This window comes from Actinoplanes utahensis (genome assembly GCF_016862455.1).
Classification (GTDB): domain Bacteria; phylum Actinomycetota; class Actinomycetes; order Mycobacteriales; family Micromonosporaceae; genus Actinoplanes; species Actinoplanes utahensis.
This window is the reverse complement of the sequence record NZ_BOMZ01000111.1, coordinates 32,591-47,914: the sequence shown is the minus strand read 5'-3', so window position 1 is coordinate 47,914 and position 15,324 is coordinate 32,591. Positions and strand designations below refer to the sequence as shown.

Genomic DNA, 15,324 nt, shown 5'->3' with positions numbered 1-15,324 from the left:
GGCCGGGCCGGCGTCGCACAGGAGGTCAGTCGATGTCCCCGGGCAGCGCCCGCACCCGGAGGCCGGTGATCGCCCGCCCGGTCACCTCGGTCACCTCGGCGGTGAACTCGGGCAGCGTCACCACCTCGCCCGGCTCGGTCGGGATGTGCCCGAGCCGGGCCAGCACCATCCCGGCGACCGTGGTGTAGTCGCCCTCCTCCGGCGCGTTGCCGTGGAACCCGACGTCCGGCAGGTCGTGGATGGGGAACGAACCCGGCATGAGCAGGGCCCCGTCGTCCTCCCGAACGGTGGCCGCGACGTCCGCGTCGGTCTCGTCGTAGATCTCCCCCACGATCTCCTCGACCAGGTCCTCGATGGTGACGATGCCCTCGATGGCGCCACGCTCGTCGACGATCAGGGCGAGCGGCTGCCGCTCGGCACGCAACTGCTTGAGCGCGTCGGACACCCGCAGCGTCTCCGGCAGGAACAGCGGCGGCCGGGCCACGTCGTCGACCGGCCCGTCCGCCCCGACCAGGTCCCGCAGGTGCACGATGCCGATCACGTCGTCCAGCCCGGCCGGGCCGATCACCGGGGCCCGGGAGTGCCCACCGTCGATCAGGGTGCGCAGCGCCTCGGGCGCCGGCCGGCCGCTGGGCAGCGAGAGCACGTCCCGGCGGGGCACCAGGATCTCCCGCAGGATCCGGTCGGCGATCTCGAAGGCTCCGGAGATGATGGTCCGCTGCTCGGCGGAGAACTCCCGCTGGGCCGCGACCATGTCGCGGATCTCCTCCGGGGTGACCTCGTCGCGCCGGGCGTCCGGGTCGCCGCCGGCCAGCCGGACCACCCCGTCGGTGGCCCGGCCGAGCAGCCAGACCGCCGGGCGGGAGAAGGTCGACAGCAGATCCAGTGGCCGGGCCATCAGCATCGCCCAGTCCTCGGCCCGTTGCATCGCGATCCGTTTCGGCGCGAGTTCCCCGAAGACCAGGGTGACGAAGGTGAGGAGCAGGGTGACCAGGAAGGTGGCGACCGGCTCGGCCGCGGTGCCGAGGAATCCCAGCCGGGCGACGAGCGGATCGGAGAGGTAGAGCGCGACCACCGCGGAGGCCAGGAATCCGGCCAGGGTGATGCCGATCTGGATGGTGGCCAGGAAGCGGTTGGAGTCGCGGCTGAGCCGGGCCAGCACCCGGCCGGACCGGGACTCCCGCTCCAGACGCTGCACCTGACCCTCCCGCAGCGAGATCAGCGCCATCTCGCTGCCGGTGAACACGGCATTGCCCAGAATGAGAACAAATACCAGTAAGATCGGCCAAACGCCTTCCATGTCACCAAAGTTAGCGAGCCGAGCCGATCAGAATCGGGAGAACGACCGCAGCGGCATCCGGGGACCGAACTTCGGCGCCGTGATCCCGCCCAGGGCGAACAGGTCACAGACCCGGCCCCGGTGCCCGCGGAACGGTTCCAGCAGCTCCAGCATCCGCTCGTCGGTGCCGCGAGCCTCACCGGCCAGGGCGTAGGCGACCGTGTTCGGGATGTGGAAGTCCCCGACGCTGACAGCGTCCGAATCCCCGTAGGCGAACCGGACCGTCTCGGCGGCCGTCCACGGGCCGATGCCGGGCAGGGCGGTCATCCGGGCGGTCGCCTCGGCGGCGTCGGCGCAGCGTTCCAGCCGGTCGGCGACCAGGGCGGCGCGCAGCAGCGCCTGGGTGCGGCGCTGCTCGACACCGAACGGATGGAACTCCCAGTAGGCGGCGGCGGCCACCGCGGCCGGATCCGGCGGCAGGACCAGGCCGGCCGGGCCGGGGGCGGGCTCGCCGAAATGCCGGCAGATCGCCCGGTACGACCGGTGCGCCTCCTTGCCGGTCACCTTCTGCTCCAGGATCGCCCGCAGCAGACGCGGGAAGAGCAGGCCGGTGGCCGGGAGGCGTACCCCCGAAAAGGTCCTGGCGAGCCGGTGGACCAGCGGATGGCGTGCGGCGAGCACCGGGAAGCCGCTCACGTCGTCGCGCAGACCGGCGATCGCGTCGGCCCGGTCCACAGCCCATCGCGCTCCCGGTCCATGACCGGTCGCGATCAGATCACCCGCTTCGCGGGCCAGGTGCAGAGAAGCCGGACCCTGCGGTGTACGCAACGCGAGCCAGAACCCGTCGTCGGCGTACCGCCCGCACGGATCGGATTTCGGCACCAGCAGCGGCCGCACCGAGGCGCCGAAGGCGTAGCGCTCCGGTGGTGTCAGCCGTCGGGTCACGGTCACCGGGCCACTATGCCACCGCCGGGCACGCCGATGGCCCTGACCATGCTCCGTGGTCAGGGCCATCGGTACGGGTGACCGGACACCCGAGAAGTCGATCCGGTCACCCGGGGTGGAGCCGTCGCCCGGTGGTGGCCGGGCGGTCCGCCACCTGCGCGTCCGGCAGGGGGAAGGACGCGGGACGGGAACGTCGGGGGGCCCGGTCCGGGACGCGTGGATCCTCGGACCGGCTCGTTCCCGGCCTCAGCGGCGGGCCGGCTCCACGATCAGCGGACGCGGATCCGAACGGAGTCGAAGGCAGGCGTCTGGTTGGCGCGCTCCATCATCGGCGTACGGTGCGAGCCGTCACCGGCCCACGAAGAACACTGGAAGGTGCCCGACTGGGGCAGACCCGGCACCTGGATGGCGACGGTGTCCGGCTGGGCGCCGCCGCGGCTGTCCTCGGTCGCGACGAAGAACGCCGGGACCGGGTCCGGGGCGGGCGCCTGGTTCTGGCTGTCCAGGATCCGGCACGCGGTGTGGAAGTGACCGCGGACCAGGCCGCCCTGAAGCACGCTGGACTCCACGTAGTAACCGCCCTGGCCGGCCGCGAGGAACCGGTCCCGGATCAGGTTCCGGGTGCTCACCTGCAGGGTGAACGGCTGGTTCCGGTTGACCTGGCGGGGAGCGTTGGTGATCAGCAGGGTCGGGTTGTTGGCGGCCGCGCCGACCTCACCGAACTCGGTCGAGACACACCGGTTGCCGCGCTGGAAGCCGTCGTGCGCCTCCAGGTCGGAGTCCTCACAGCTGTTGGTCAGGATGCCGAGGCCGGCGCCGGGCGGCGGAGTGGTCGCCTGGCCGCCGCCGTTGTTCTGGCCGCCACCGTTGTTCTGGCCGCCACCGTTGTTCTGGCCGCCACCGCCCTGGTTCTGACCGCCACCGCCCTGGTTCTGACCGCCACCGCCCTGGTTCTGGTCACCGCCACCCTGGTTCTGGCCGTCCTCGGCGGGCTCGCTGGCCGCCGGGTCGGACGGCGCGGCGCTGGGCTGCTGCCCGCCGTTCTGGCCGCCGTTCTGGCCGCCGTTCTGGCCGCCGTTCTGGCCGCCATTGTTGTTGCCGCCGCCGTTGTTGCCACGGTTACGCCGGGCCAGGGTCTCCGCCTGGGCGGTTCCCTCGGCCGAGACGTTCTGCAGCACCCACTCGCGGCAGCGGGCGCGCACGTCCGCCGTCGAGGCCACGTCGCCGGCGCCGTCGTCCGCGTGCTGCGTGACCTGGCCGTTGTTCGTGGTGTACGTACCCTTGCGGGTCTGAGTGGAGAGCTTGGCCGACTTGGGCGCCGCCAGATCGTCGCACGCGGCGAGGGCCCGGTCGGTGACCTGGTCACTCTCGGTGGCCGCGTTGGAGATCTGCGTGACGGTCACTACGCCGGCGAACGCAGCCGCAGACGCTGCGGCGATGGCGATGACGCGGCGCCGACCGCTGAACCAAGTCGGAGAATTGGCGCGGCGGTACTTGGACCTTCGCATGGGTGACACCTTTCTTCGTCGCCGTGGGCGATTCGACTTACCGCGCGCGGAAGATGCGCATGGTCGTTACGACCCCGACCACCAGCGCGGCAGCGAGGACCAACAGGATCACGGTGTTGCTGAGTCCGGGCATGTTCTCGCCCTTTTCGGCTGCCACGAGCATCTGGTTGTCGATGGCGACCGGTCCGAGCCCCGCGGCGGCGGCCGGAGCCGGGGCCGTGGGCAGCGCGGCGTAGTCGACGATGCCGCTGCTCTCCAGCAGGGTCATGTGCGTCATCACGAACTGGTTGGTCTGCTGCGCGAGCTTGCGGACCGTGTCGTTGCGCGTGGTGGCGCGGATCGTGGCGATGGCCGGGAAGATCTTGCCGTGGGCGGACCGCAGCCGGTCGATGAAGAGCTGCTCGAACTGACGCGCGGTGGGCGCCGTCTTCATCTCGTTGAGCCAGGCCTGCTGGTCGCCGTTCGGCTTGTTCGGCAGGCTGATGCCCAGCTTCTTGGCCGCGGCGATGGTCAGGTTGTCGAGAGCGACGTGCTGAGCGGCGATGGCCTTGCCGATCTTCGCGACGTTCGCGTTGTCCGACTTCTCCTGCGCCATGTTGCCGGCCGGGACCTCCCAGAGCCCGGCGAGCCGCACCTTGACGACGAAGTCCCGGTCCGCGGCGCTGATGACGCCGTTCCCGGTGTCGGTCAGGCCGGTGTTCGGCGGCACGGGCACAGGTTCGTCGGCGTGAGCCACCCCGGCCGGCGTCATCAGGAACGCGCATGCCAGTGCCAGGGTTCCGACCAGCCATCGGGGGATACGGCGGGTCTGCATCTTGTCCTCCAACTTCCGGTGCCTGTGCCGATTCAGTAGCTGATGTCGCCGCTCGAGTCGCTGCCGGCCGCGCCGGAGCTGTCGTCGGCGGGCGGAGCGACCGCCTTCGAGACGGCGGGGAGACAGGTGAGGTTCTTCGCGCCGTTCGGCTGGATCACGAACCACTTGCCGCCGACGTTCTGGCCCTTCCACTGACCCGGCTTCTTGTCGCCGATGTAGCGGTAGAGCGGCCAGCCCTTGAGGGTCAGCTGCTTGGTGCCGTCCGCCCGGGTCACCGTGCCGACCAGGGCCTTGTTGACGCCCTTGAGGGTGGGCTCGCCGTCGTTGGTGTACGCGGGCGGCCACACCTTGGCGCAGTCGCCGTTGCAGTTCGACTTCGCCGGGTCGTCCCCGTCGTCGTCGAACCGGTACAGCACGAAGCCGTCCTCGTCCTGGACGGTGGTGCCCATCCGGGCGACCTTCGCGGCGTTGAGCTCCGTGGTGGCCAGCTCGTCACTGATCTCTGCGGTGTTCGCCTCGCCGCCGCCGGCCGGTGCGGCCGGCGCCGTCGCCTCGGCGGTGGGGTCGGCCTCGGCCTCTGCCCCGGCGGTCGCGCCCGGCGTGGCCGCGACGTCGTTGGACGCGGGCTCGGCGGCGTTGCCGTAGTCGGCCGCGGTGTATCCGGTCGGGGCACACGCCGACAGGGCCAGCCCCGCCGCCAGTGCTGCTCCAACGACCTTCCACTTTCGCTTCTCCGGTACCACGTGGCCCCTCCCGGCTATGTCATGGCTTTGGCCATTTCCGGGCAGTAGTACGGAGAGGGTGCGAAGTCGGTTGAACATTCGGGTGGATCAAATCAATGATTTTTCGGTTGAACCTTCCGGCCGTCGCGTACGTAAAAGTAAGATCCTCCAGGCAAAAATGGCCCGGCCGCTGACGCGGCCGGGCCATTCTCGTGTTCGGACGGTTACGGAAGGCTGACCAGAGTCTCGCCCGCGCCACTCGCGGTGATCTCCTGCACCCGCACGTGCGCGATCTCCTTGCGCGGGGTCGCGGTGATCGCCTGGAGCATCAGCGCGTTCGGGTTGGCGGCGGTGCCCCACCCGGCCTCGGTGACGGTCCAGTCGGCGACCTTCTCCGAGGTCCCGTCGGTGCGCACCAGCACGAGGGCGCACTTCTTCGGCCCCTTGATGCCGGTGAGCATGAAGGACACCTGGGTGCCCCAGTCCTTCTGCAGCAGGCCGACCGCGGCGGCCACATTGGTCCGGTTGTCGGTGCCGGCCAGGTTGTCGCCGGGCAGCTTGGTGCCGCCGACGCCCGGGCCGTCGAGGTTCGGCAGCGGCTCGATCTCGCTGGAGCCGCGGGCCGTGGTGTCCGGCGAGTTCCGGGGCTCGTCGGGGCCGAGCCACTTGCCGCCGGCGAACAGCGCGCCGATCGACAGCATCGCGAAGACGACCACGGCGGCGGCCAGCGAGTAGAGGCGGCGGCTGTTGGCCCGCTGCCGCTCCGCGCCGACCTCGCCGAGCATCTTGTGCAGCACCTGACCGTCCCGCTCGGCCCGTTCGGCGGCCTCGAAGGCCTCCCCGTCGACGGTCGAGAGGACGTCCGCCACCTGGACGAACGACTCCAGCTCGTACGCACACTGGGCGCAGTCGATGAGATGGTCCTCGAACCGGGCGGCGTCCCGGTCGTCCAGGATGCCGAGCGCGTACGACGCGACGTCGTAGTGCTGCTGGTCCTGTGTCATTCCGTCACCCCCCGCTGCTGCAGCGCCGTACGCAGCGCACGCAGCGCGTAGTACACCCGCGACTTGGCCGTGCCGAGCGGCAGGTTCAGCGACTCGGCGGCCTCCGGGACGGTGCGACCGCGGAAGTACGTCTCGATCAGGATCTCCCGGTGCGAATGGCTGAGCTGCCGGAGCGCGTCCGACACGGTCATCGACTGCAGGACCTTGTCGGTCTCGTCGGACGTCGTCGGGAAGCTCTCCAGCTCCCGATCATACGTCTCGGCGGGGCGGGCGCTCGCGCTGCGATGCTCGTCGATGGCGATCCGGCGGGCCACCGTGACGAGCCAGGGACGCAGCGACTGCTGCCCCTGGGCGCCCAGGCGGTGCGCGTTGCGCCAGGCACGCAGCAGCGTCTCCTGCACGATGTCCTCCGCACGCTGCCGGTCACCGCCGGTCAGCCGCAGCACGAACATCAGCAGCGGCCCCGCGTGCTCCTCGTAGAGCATCTTCACGAGGGTGTCCTCGTGGCTGGGAGCACTGCTCGGAGCGGCGCCGTGCCGCGGACCCTGCCGCGGGATCACCGTGCCCTCGTCACGGTGGTTGCCACCGTCGAGAGCCTGCCACCTACCACCGGATTGCCGTGCCATCACGCGCACCCTCTCCGGCGCGAGCCGATCCTCGGCCACCGCATGCATCGATACCTCCGCCCGGACCCTTCCCCGTCGCCTGAGATACGGCCGGGGAGCCCCGCCGGGATCAAAGCCGGGGCAGAATTTTCCGGGACACTTGGTCTCAACGGTCCTCCGCTGCGTTCGCGTTCGAGACGGACCATCAGCCGCCGATCACCCTCTGTATTGATCAACGCCGATTGGGACGCCAGGTAAGGCGGAATAATACTCACTGCCTTTAGCCCTTGGACAACAGCGGCGAGAATAATTCTCAGGGTCGCCGGAGAGCGTGATCTCGTAGCGTGAACAAGTGATTTCACAGCGTTGTCGTCGGTGCTTAAAGGGCACCTCTGCGAGCCGATCGGGGGATGCCATAATTCCGGTCGGCCCCTTTCGGGCGACACCCGTACGGGAGCGCTCCCATTAAGGAATTCCCTGTTCGGGTGGTAGCGGGATGCCCGAATAGGCGTCATCCGGCCGGCCCTGAAGCCGATCTCGTCGATGTCTCAGAAAGCGGGACGAATCGCACGTCCCGGCCCACCTGCCGGGCCGACCATGTGAACGATCACACTCGGCGTGGCCCCGCCCGGTGCCGCCGCTGACGGTCCGTGACCGAAACGACGACCCCCGGCTCCCCCGGCGCGTGTGGCGAGGGCGCCTGTGGCCCCACCACACGACAGGCCGCGTGTGGAGTTCCGGCACGCATGACCGCCCGAACTCCACACGGCAGGTGGTGTGTGGAGCCCCCGGCGTACGACGCCCGAACTCCACACCCGAGCCGGGACGGTCCTCAGCGGGCCGCGCTGGTCGCCAGGGAGAGCGCCCGGTGCAGGACCCGGGCGTCGCCGAGCATCCCCCGCAGCCGCCGTTCCAGGCCCGCGATCGGCACCAGGTTCTGCGGGGCACGCGGATCCTTGTAGGCCGACGACGCGAACCGCGGCAGCGTCGCCACCGACACGTCGGCCAGCTCGATCGCCTGCTCCGCGGTCAGCTCCGGCGAGCACTCCACCCGCACGATGCCCGACCACGGCGCGCCGGACGAGCCGGGCAGCCGCAGGTACCACGTCCAGCCGCCCCACACCGTGCCCAGATGGAAGACCGGCGTGCGCTGACCCGGCCGCAGCCGGGGCACGATCGCCTCCTGAGCGGCCGGCAGATAGTGCTTCTGCTGGGTCTTCACGTAGCCGATGGTGCGCGGCAGCTGCCGCCGGTTACGCAGTGGACCGTCCACGATGAGCAGGTCGGCGCCGTCCGAGCCGCCGTCCCGGGCGGCCGCCGAGATCTCGATCTCCAGCGCGGTCAGCGGCGCCTGCACGGCGGCCGGCAGCTTGCTCGCCTCACCGGCCCCGCTGATCCGGTGCACCTCGTAACGCACCGAGCCGGCCTGCACGTCGGTCGCGCTGGGGCTGGCCGTGAACAGGCCACGGGCGACCCGGGCCCCGGCCAGCTCGGCGATCCCGCGGGCCAGGTCGCAGCGGACCACCCCGGCGGCGTACGAGGCGGCCAGCCCCGCGTACGACGTGCCGTCCTCCTCGGCCGTCCACAGTCCGGCGTCGTTGCGCCGCACCCCGTCGACCAGGAACACCACGTCCGGCGCCCGCGCGCCCGCGGGCACGTCGATCGGCGCCCACTCGGCGGCCGCCACCTCCACGTCCACGTCCACCTGGGCGCTGCTGGACGACGCCGGGCCGTCCCCGCCCTCGCCGCCCTCGAAGGACGACCCGTACGACGGGTCCCACGCGTCGACGAACATCCTGGTCACAGGCCCACCCTCTCGACGTGGGCGGTACGCGCGTCCTTACGCACCTCGAACCGCACCGGAACCCGCTCGGCCAGCGCGTGCACGTGGGTGACCAGCCCGACCATCCGGTCCCCGCGCGCCGCGAGGTTCTCCAGGGTGGCGGCGACCACGTCGAGGGTGGCCGCGTCCAGGGTGCCGAACCCCTCGTCCAGCACGATCGACTCCAGGCTGGCCGCGGTGGTGCTCATCCCGGCCAGCTGTTCGGAGAGGGCCAGCGCCAGCGCCAGCGACGCCTGGAACGTCTCGCCGCCGGACAGTGTCCGCACCCCGCGGCGCAGCCCCGCGTCGTGGTGGTCCACGACGAAGAACTCGCCCTTCTCGTGCATCAGCTCGTACTGCCCGCCGGTCAGCTCCCGCAGGATCCGGGACGCGCCGTCGACCAGAAGATCCAGTGCCTCCTCCAGGAGCCAGCGCTCGAAGTTGTTCGCCCGCAGGTGCCCGGCCAGCGATTTCGCCACCCGGCTCGCCCGCACCAGGGCGTCGCGCTGCTCGATGGCGGCGCGGGCCTGCTCGCGCCGTTCGGTGAGCCGCTGCCAGGCCGCCCCGGCCCGTTCGGCGGCCACCGCGGCGGCCCGGATCAGGCCGGACTCGTCGTACGACGCGGGACCGGGCACGCCGGCGGCGGTGAACAGGTCGACGATGTCGGCACGGGCGCGGACCGTCTCCTGATGGGCCGCGGCCACCGCCCGCTCGGCCTGCTCCCGGGCCGAGCGCCGGTTGCCGTGCTCGGTGACCGCCCACGCGACCAGGGCCTGCCAGGCGCCGGCGAGGTCGTCGCGGTCGGCCGGCGGCGGCTCGAACCGGGCCAGCCGGTCCCGGACGGCGTCGAAGGTGCGCCACGCCGTCCGCTGCTGGTCCTCGGCGGCCCGGACCACCTGCTGTGCCGTGCGCAGCGCCTCCCGCGCGCCGCGCACCGCCGTCCCGGCGTCCTCCAGGCGCCGCTGGAGCGCGCCCAGCTCGGCCAGGCGCCGCTGCAACGTCTCGGCGTCGGGCAGCCCCTCCACGGCCTTGCGCACCTCGGCCAGCCGGGACAGGTGGTGCTCGTACTGCCCGCGCTTGCGCTCCAGGTCGTTGGCCAGGTTGCGGGCCACCGCGTCGCGCTCGCGCCAGCGGGCCTGCGCCGCCTCGGACTCCTCGCGAGCGGCGTTGCCGGCCTGCTCGGCCAGCCGCACCGCGGACTCGTGCGGCACCTCCGGCACCACCGTGACGGTCTGCTCGCAGACCGGGCAGGACTGCCCCGCCGTCAGGTGGCCGCGCAGCGCCGCCGCCCGGTCGCTCTGCTGGGCCTCCCGATAGGCCTGGCGGGCCTGCTCGAGCAGCTGCTGCGCGCCGAGGTGGTGGGCGTGGGCCAGCTCGGCGGCGGCGAGCGCGTCGCGGTGCTCGACCTCGGCGACCGACACCTTCCCGGCGAACCACTCCTGCTGCTCGATGAGTTTCGCCAGCTCGTGATGCCGGTCCAGGGCCACCCGCAGGCGGCCCGGGTCGCCGGCCGCGGCCACCTCGCCGCGGACCTTCTCCTCGGCCTCCTCGGCCGTGTGCACGTCGTCGGCGGCGCGGGCGGCCGCCTCCCGGGCGGCGGCGACCGCGCCGGTGGCCTCGGACAACCCCGGCGGGGTACGCACCGAGGCGAGCGCCGCCAGCTCCGCGTCCACCGCGTCCCGTGCCTCGGCGGCGGCGGCCTCGGCCTCCCGGGCGGCTCGCAGCCCCGGCACGGCGGCCTCGACGGCAGCGGTCAGCTCCCGCATCCGCTCCAGGTGCTCCGCGGCCGTGCCGACCGCCTCGTCGGTGGCGTCGTCCAGCGCGCCGATCTGCTGCTCGACCACGCTCAGTTTCGCCTCGGCGGTCTTGCCGCGCTCGGCCGCCCGGCCCTGCACCTCCTCGTAGACGTGCAGGCCGAGCAGGTTGACCAGGATCTGCTGCCGGGTGGCCGGTTTGGCGTGCAGGAAGTCGGCGAACTGTCCCTGCGGCAGCACCACACAGCTGGTGAACTGCTCGTACGGCAGGCCGACGGCGTCCAGCACCGCCGCGTCCATCTCGGCGGGGGTGCCGGCCAGCACCTCGCCCAGATCCTCCAGGTCCATGCCGGTGTCGAGCTTGGTGACGTCGAAGCCGGGCGGCATCAACTGCAGCCCGGCTCCCGCGGTCTTCACATTGCCCCGGCCGTCCCGCCGGACCACCCGGGTCGCCACGAACCGGTCACCGGCCGACTCGAAGACCAGGCGCACCCGGGCCTCGGCGGCCGACGGCGCGAGGGCGTTGCCGATCCCCCGGGACCCGCCCCAGCGTGGCACCGTGCCGTAGAGGGCGAAACAGATCGCGTCCAGCACCGTCGACTTGCCGGATCCGGTCGGGCCGACCAGGGCGAAGTAGTCGGCGTCGGTGAAGTCCACCGTCGTGTTCTCCCGGAACACCGTGAACCCGGCCATGTCGAGCCTCAGTGGCCTCATCGGTTGCTGCTCACCTCGTCGTACAGCTCGTCGAAGAGCTCGCGGACGCCTTCCTCGGCGTTGCCGCGACTGTCCAGGTAGTCGCCGAAGAGCTCGCGGGGGGACCGGCCGGCCCGTTCGGCGGCGCGGGCTCCGGTACGGCTCGGCAGCATGTCCGGGTCGATGCGCACCTCCAGGGCGTTCGGCAGGAGGTCCTGCACGTCCTCGCGGAGGCCCGGGCGCGGCGCCTCCCGGACCAGGACACGCAGCCAGGCCTCCGGAAGGTTCACCGTGGCCAGCTGTTCCAGGGTGCCGCGCACGGTCCGCAAGGTCAGCGCCGAGGTCACCGGCACGTCACGGACGTGCGCCGCCTTCTCGGCCGAGACGTCGACGATCGCGACCGAGCAGACGTTCTCCTCCTCGCCGAAGTCGACGGCGAGCGGGCTGCCGGAGTACCGGGTGGGACAGGGGGAGATCACCGACTGGGTGCGATGCAGGTGGCCGAGAGCGACGTAGTGCGCGTTCGGCGGGAAGACGGTGGCGGGCACCGCGTACCCCATGATGGTGTGCGCCTCCCGCTCGCCGCCGCCGGTGCTCGCCCCGACGATCGTCAGGTGCGCGGTGAGCAGGTTGACCACGCCGGGCTCCGCGAACGGCTCGCTGATCTTGGCGATCAGGCGGGCGACCAGGTCGGCGTAGGTCTGGTTGGCCTCGGCGGCGGTCAGCTCGTACATCTCGGCGGCGCGGATCGCGTACCGCTGGGAGAGGAACGGCAGGGCCGCAAGCCGCCACCGCTCGCCACCCTCGGTGGTCCCCTCGATCAGAAGATCGTTGAGATCACCCTTGGGGTACGACCCCCGCAGCTCGATGCCGGCCGCGTCGGCCCACGGCCGCAACGCGTCCAGCGCGGCCCCGTTGTCGTGGTTGCCGCCGATCGCCACCACCCGGGCCCCGGTCTTGCGCAGCGCGGACAGCGCCCGGGTGACCAAGCGGGTCGCGTCCGCGGTCGGCGCGGCCGTGTCGTAGAGGTCACCGGCCACGATCACCAGGTCCGGCCGCTCCTCCCGGGCGATGTCGATCACCTGGGCGAGCACGCGCGTGTGCTCCTCGAAGCGGTTGCGGCCCTTGAGGACCTTGCCGACGTGCCAGTCGGAGGTGTGCAGGATGCGCATCGCTGAACCCTAGTCCGGTCTCTAGAACGGGATGTCGTCGTCGGCGCCTGGTCGCCCGCCGACCACCGCGAACGGGTCGGCGCCCTGAACTATCGAGCGGAGCGTCTCGGCCGGCGGCGGGCCCGACTCGGACTTGCGGGTCGCCCACGCCGGGAACGGGAACTCGACGCAGAGCGGAACCGGGATGTCCGGCTGGTTGACGAACATCGTGCCCGGCCGGGCCAGCAGCGCGCGCTGGCGCATCGCCGGAGGGAGGAAGCCGTACTCCGGGCGGGACGCCTCGGCCGGGTCGAGACGACCGACCACCCGGATCGCCGAGTTGGTGACGATCCGCCGCTCCACCTCGCTGGCCGTCTGCTGGGCGCCGATCAGGATCACGCCGAGCGAACGGCCCCGCTCGGCGATGTCGAGCAGAACCTCCTTGATCGGCGAGGAGCCCTCGCGGGGGGCGTACTTGTTGAGCTCGTCGAGGACGACGAAGAGCAGCGGGCGGCCGGTGCCGGACTTCTCCTTCTCCTCGAACTCCGTCTTCAGCGTCACACCGACCACGAACCGCTGCGCCCGGTCCGGCAGGTTGTGCAGGTCGACGACGGTGACCTGGGCGCTGTCGGCGGTCTTGATCTGGTGCGGGCGGCGCTGGGCCAGGTCGCCGCGGATCAGCCGGGACAGATCACGCTTGCTGTTGATCATGCGGCGGGCGAACGCGTTGACGGTGCCCATGTTGACCGCGCTGCCGGCCCAGGTGGACCGGGTGTCGTCGTCGGTGAGCTGCTCGACGATGTGGTCGACGAGGTCCTGGTACGAGCTGATCCGCTTGCCGTCGATGCTGATGCCGCCCTCGGCGGGCACCGCGTACCGGTTCAGGTGGGCGGTCACCGAGTGGACCACCATCGTGTACTGCTGGCGCTCGTCGTCGGCGTCGGCGAACACGTACGGCAGGAGTTTCAGGTCGCAGAACTCGGCGAGCGTCCAGTAGAACGAGTCGACCCCGGTGAGCCGGCTCGCCACGTCGGGCGCGCCGGACGACTCGCCGGCCCGCGGCGGCGCGTAGACCCGCACGTCCGGGAAGGGGGCGGCGGGCAGGCCGAGCAACGCGTACGCCTCGCGGGTCCGGTCGTCGAGCTTCGTGTTCGGGTGGTCGAGGAAGAGCAGGTCCTCGCCCTTCACGTTGAAGATCAGGGCGCGGGCGTTGGTCCCGTCCGCGCCGAGCTGCCCGGACCGGAACACCGAATAGAGCAGGAACGTCGCGAAGCTGGTCTTGGTGGCCACCCCGGAGATCCCGGAGATCGACACGTGGGCGCCGCGGGTGCCGTCGAGGAAGTCGGCGTTGAGGAAGACCGGCACCCCGTCACGGCCGGTGCCCATCGGGACCCGCCGCTCCATCCGGTCGAAGTGCAGGGCGGCGTCACGCGCGTCACCGGACGCCCGGTGCACCACCGCGCCGGGGGCGGGCGGCACGTAGAGCTCCGGATCGACGCGGGTGGTGGTGATCTCGGCCGCCTCCTGCACCATCGCGGGCAGCGTGCCGTCGGCGATGGCGAACACGTCCGAGTCGAACTGGGCTCCCTCGTGCCGCGCGCGCACCTGGGTCACCACCCCGGCGATCGTCACCGGCTCGCGGTCCGGCAGGTCGCGCTTGGTGACCACGACGTCATCGAGCTGGAGATAGCTGCCCGGGGTGACCGCGGTCCAGAACTGCAGAGGCGTGGCGTCCGCAGTGCCCAGCACGCGTCCGACGGGGGAAGTTTCATCAGACACGGGGATCATGTTGCCTCAGAGGTACGACAAAATGCCCGCGCCCTCTGCTTTCCACTACCTGTGGTGTCCATCAGACGAGTTACGCACAAGATCTTGAACCCGTGTGTGAGGCGCGCCCTGGATCGAACCGATCGGCGCGGATCGGTCAATGACCGGGTGACGGGACACCCCTCATCGAAAGGGCGCCATGACACCAGCAGCCCGAAGCTCCCCGGTCGACACCGAACCGGACCTTCTCCTCATCCTGAGGTCCGCCGCCGACCCCGAGACCTTCGGCCGGATCTTCGACCGGCACGCCGACGCGATCCACCGGTACCTGACCCGGCGGGTGGGGCGGGCGCTCGCCGACGATCTGACCGCGGAGACGTTCCTGATCGCCTTCCGCAGCCGGCACAGGTACGACGACGACCAGCCGGACGCCCTGCCGTGGCTCTACGGGATCGCCGCCAACCTGCTCCGCGGCCACCAGCGCACCGAGGTGCGGCAGTACCGGGCGCTCGCCCGTACCGGCGTCGACCCGGTTCCGTGGTCAACTCCGGGCGTACCGCAGGAAGAGCATGTCGTCGCGGGTCAGCGCGTGCCGTAACGACATCCGGCGCGGCGGCGCCGGCGGGCCGTGCGCGATCCGGCCCGCCGGGCCGCCCACCAGCAGCGGGGCGACCGTCAGGCACAGCTCGTCGACCAGATCGGCGGCGATCATCGAACCGAGCAGGCCGGGGCCGCCCTCGCAGAGCAGCTGGGTGGCCCCGCGCTCGTGCAGCAGCCGCACCCCGGCCGCCAGGTCCACCTCGTCGTCGCCGAGCCGGATCACCTCGGCCACCTCGGCGATCGGCGAGCCGGCCGGCGCCGCACGGTGGGTGAGCACGATCGGGCGGATCGGGGCGTCCGAGAAGATCAGCTGCTCCGGGTCCAGGTCGAGGGAGCCGGAGACGATCACCATGAGCGGGAACTCGGGCAGGCCGTGCGCCACCCGCCACCGCCGGGCCGGCGCGGTCAGCCGCAGCGCGTCGTACCCCTCGGCGCGGACCGTGCCGGCCGCCACGATCAGGGCGTCGCAGACCATCCGCAGGGTGTCGAAGACCTCCTTGTCGCCGGGCCCCTGGAGCCCGGCGGAGAGGCCGTCGACGGAGACCGCGCCGTCCGCGCTGGCGATGAAGTCGACCCGGAGGGTGGGCGAGTCCGCCCGCGGGTAGCAGGCGACGAGTTCGGCCGGGGAGGACGGCAGCCTAGGCATGACCGAGTGCACCG

At 71.8% G+C, this 15,324-nt stretch carries 13 protein-coding genes; 1 reads left to right on the top strand and 12 read right to left on the bottom strand.

Annotation, left to right across the window (positions count from 1 at the left end):
- Positions 1-25: 25 nt before the first annotated feature.
- The 11 genes from Aut01nite_RS39650 to Aut01nite_RS39600 form a co-directional block, all read right to left on the bottom strand.
- Positions 26-1,300 (bottom strand): hemolysin family protein, encoded by a 1,275-nt coding sequence (locus Aut01nite_RS39650; RefSeq protein WP_043526436.1) that lies wholly within the window; start codon positions 1,298-1,300, stop codon positions 26-28.
- 27 nt (positions 1,301-1,327) lie between these two features.
- On the bottom strand, positions 1,328-2,224 hold the full coding sequence (locus tag Aut01nite_RS39645; RefSeq protein ID WP_173476697.1) for a DNA-3-methyladenine glycosylase family protein: 897 nt from the start codon (positions 2,222-2,224) through the stop codon (positions 1,328-1,330).
- 269 nt (positions 2,225-2,493) lie between these two features.
- A complete protein-coding gene (locus tag Aut01nite_RS39640) occupies positions 2,494-3,732 on the bottom strand; it encodes a hypothetical protein (protein WP_043526434.1) in 1,239 nt (412 codons plus the stop codon).
- A gap of 37 nt (positions 3,733-3,769) precedes the next feature.
- The gene (locus tag Aut01nite_RS39635) at positions 3,770-4,546 is read right to left on the bottom strand and encodes a DUF4142 domain-containing protein (protein WP_043526558.1); all 777 of its coding nucleotides are present in this window, start codon (positions 4,544-4,546) and stop codon (positions 3,770-3,772) included.
- A 32-nt stretch (positions 4,547-4,578) separates the two neighbouring features.
- Positions 4,579-5,289, bottom strand: a complete 711-nt coding sequence (locus Aut01nite_RS39630; RefSeq protein ID WP_043526433.1) for a COG4315 family predicted lipoprotein — start codon at positions 5,287-5,289, stop codon at positions 4,579-4,581.
- A gap of 203 nt (positions 5,290-5,492) precedes the next feature.
- A complete protein-coding gene (locus Aut01nite_RS39625; protein WP_204037909.1) occupies positions 5,493-6,272 on the bottom strand; it encodes an anti-sigma factor in 780 nt (259 codons plus the stop codon).
- Positions 6,269-6,946: a sigma-70 family RNA polymerase sigma factor gene (locus Aut01nite_RS39620; protein WP_043526431.1), complete on the bottom strand. Its 678-nt coding sequence runs from the start codon at positions 6,944-6,946 to the stop codon at positions 6,269-6,271. Before Aut01nite_RS39620 ends, Aut01nite_RS39625 begins: the two co-directional genes overlap by 4 nt.
- 763 nt (positions 6,947-7,709) lie before the next feature.
- On the bottom strand, positions 7,710-8,681 hold the full coding sequence (locus tag Aut01nite_RS39615) for a hypothetical protein (protein WP_173476695.1): 972 nt from the start codon (positions 8,679-8,681) through the stop codon (positions 7,710-7,712).
- On the bottom strand, positions 8,678-11,167 hold the full coding sequence (locus tag Aut01nite_RS39610) for an AAA family ATPase (RefSeq protein ID WP_043526429.1): 2,490 nt from the start codon (positions 11,165-11,167) through the stop codon (positions 8,678-8,680). The genes Aut01nite_RS39615 and Aut01nite_RS39610 overlap by 4 nt, the downstream gene beginning before the upstream one ends.
- Positions 11,164-12,318: an exonuclease SbcCD subunit D gene (locus Aut01nite_RS39605; protein ID WP_043526428.1), complete on the bottom strand. Its 1,155-nt coding sequence runs from the start codon at positions 12,316-12,318 to the stop codon at positions 11,164-11,166. Before Aut01nite_RS39605 ends, Aut01nite_RS39610 begins: the two co-directional genes overlap by 4 nt.
- Positions 12,319-12,339: 21 nt before the next feature.
- Positions 12,340-14,085 (bottom strand): ATP-binding protein, encoded by a 1,746-nt coding sequence (locus Aut01nite_RS39600; protein ID WP_043526426.1) that lies wholly within the window; start codon positions 14,083-14,085, stop codon positions 12,340-12,342.
- Between the two features lie 178 nt (positions 14,086-14,263).
- Here Aut01nite_RS39600 and Aut01nite_RS39595 point away from each other — a divergent pair, with 178 nt between their 5' ends.
- Positions 14,264-14,662, top strand: coding sequence for an RNA polymerase sigma factor (locus Aut01nite_RS39595; protein WP_083999168.1), 399 nt, complete (start codon positions 14,264-14,266; stop codon positions 14,660-14,662).
- Here Aut01nite_RS39595 and Aut01nite_RS39590 read toward each other — a convergent pair.
- Positions 14,606-15,310 carry a pyrimidine reductase family protein gene (locus Aut01nite_RS39590; RefSeq protein ID WP_052163876.1) on the bottom strand — a complete coding sequence of 235 codons (705 nt, stop codon included), beginning with the start codon at positions 15,308-15,310 and terminating at the stop codon, positions 14,606-14,608. The two genes, Aut01nite_RS39595 and Aut01nite_RS39590, sit on opposite strands and share 57 nt — an antisense overlap.
- Between the last annotated feature and the right edge of the window lie 14 nt (positions 15,311-15,324).

What these genes read in the sequence shown, in the direction of transcription:
- Aut01nite_RS39635 (WP_043526558.1), bottom strand. Translation starts at nt 4,546, where the DNA reads ATGCAGACCCGCCGTATCCCCCGATGGCTGGTCGGAACCCTGGCACTG.
- Aut01nite_RS39595 (WP_083999168.1), top strand. Translation starts at nt 14,264, where the DNA reads ATGACACCAGCAGCCCGAAGCTCCCCGGTCGACACCGAACCGGACCTT.
- Aut01nite_RS39650 (WP_043526436.1), bottom strand. Translation starts at nt 1,300, where the DNA reads ATGGAAGGCGTTTGGCCGATCTTACTGGTATTTGTTCTCATTCTGGGC.
- Aut01nite_RS39600 (WP_043526426.1), bottom strand. Translation starts at nt 14,085, where the DNA reads ATGATCCCCGTGTCTGATGAAACTTCCCCCGTCGGACGCGTGCTGGGC.
- Aut01nite_RS39625 (WP_204037909.1), bottom strand. Translation starts at nt 6,272, where the DNA reads ATGACACAGGACCAGCAGCACTACGACGTCGCGTCGTACGCGCTCGGC.
- Aut01nite_RS39620 (WP_043526431.1), bottom strand. Translation starts at nt 6,946, where the DNA reads ATGCATGCGGTGGCCGAGGATCGGCTCGCGCCGGAGAGGGTGCGCGTG.
- Aut01nite_RS39640 (WP_043526434.1), bottom strand. Translation starts at nt 3,732, where the DNA reads ATGCGAAGGTCCAAGTACCGCCGCGCCAATTCTCCGACTTGGTTCAGC.
- Aut01nite_RS39605 (WP_043526428.1), bottom strand. Translation starts at nt 12,318, where the DNA reads ATGCGCATCCTGCACACCTCCGACTGGCACGTCGGCAAGGTCCTCAAG.
- Aut01nite_RS39590 (WP_052163876.1), bottom strand. Translation starts at nt 15,310, where the DNA reads ATGCCTAGGCTGCCGTCCTCCCCGGCCGAACTCGTCGCCTGCTACCCG.
- Aut01nite_RS39610 (WP_043526429.1), bottom strand. Translation starts at nt 11,167, where the DNA reads ATGAGGCCACTGAGGCTCGACATGGCCGGGTTCACGGTGTTCCGGGAG.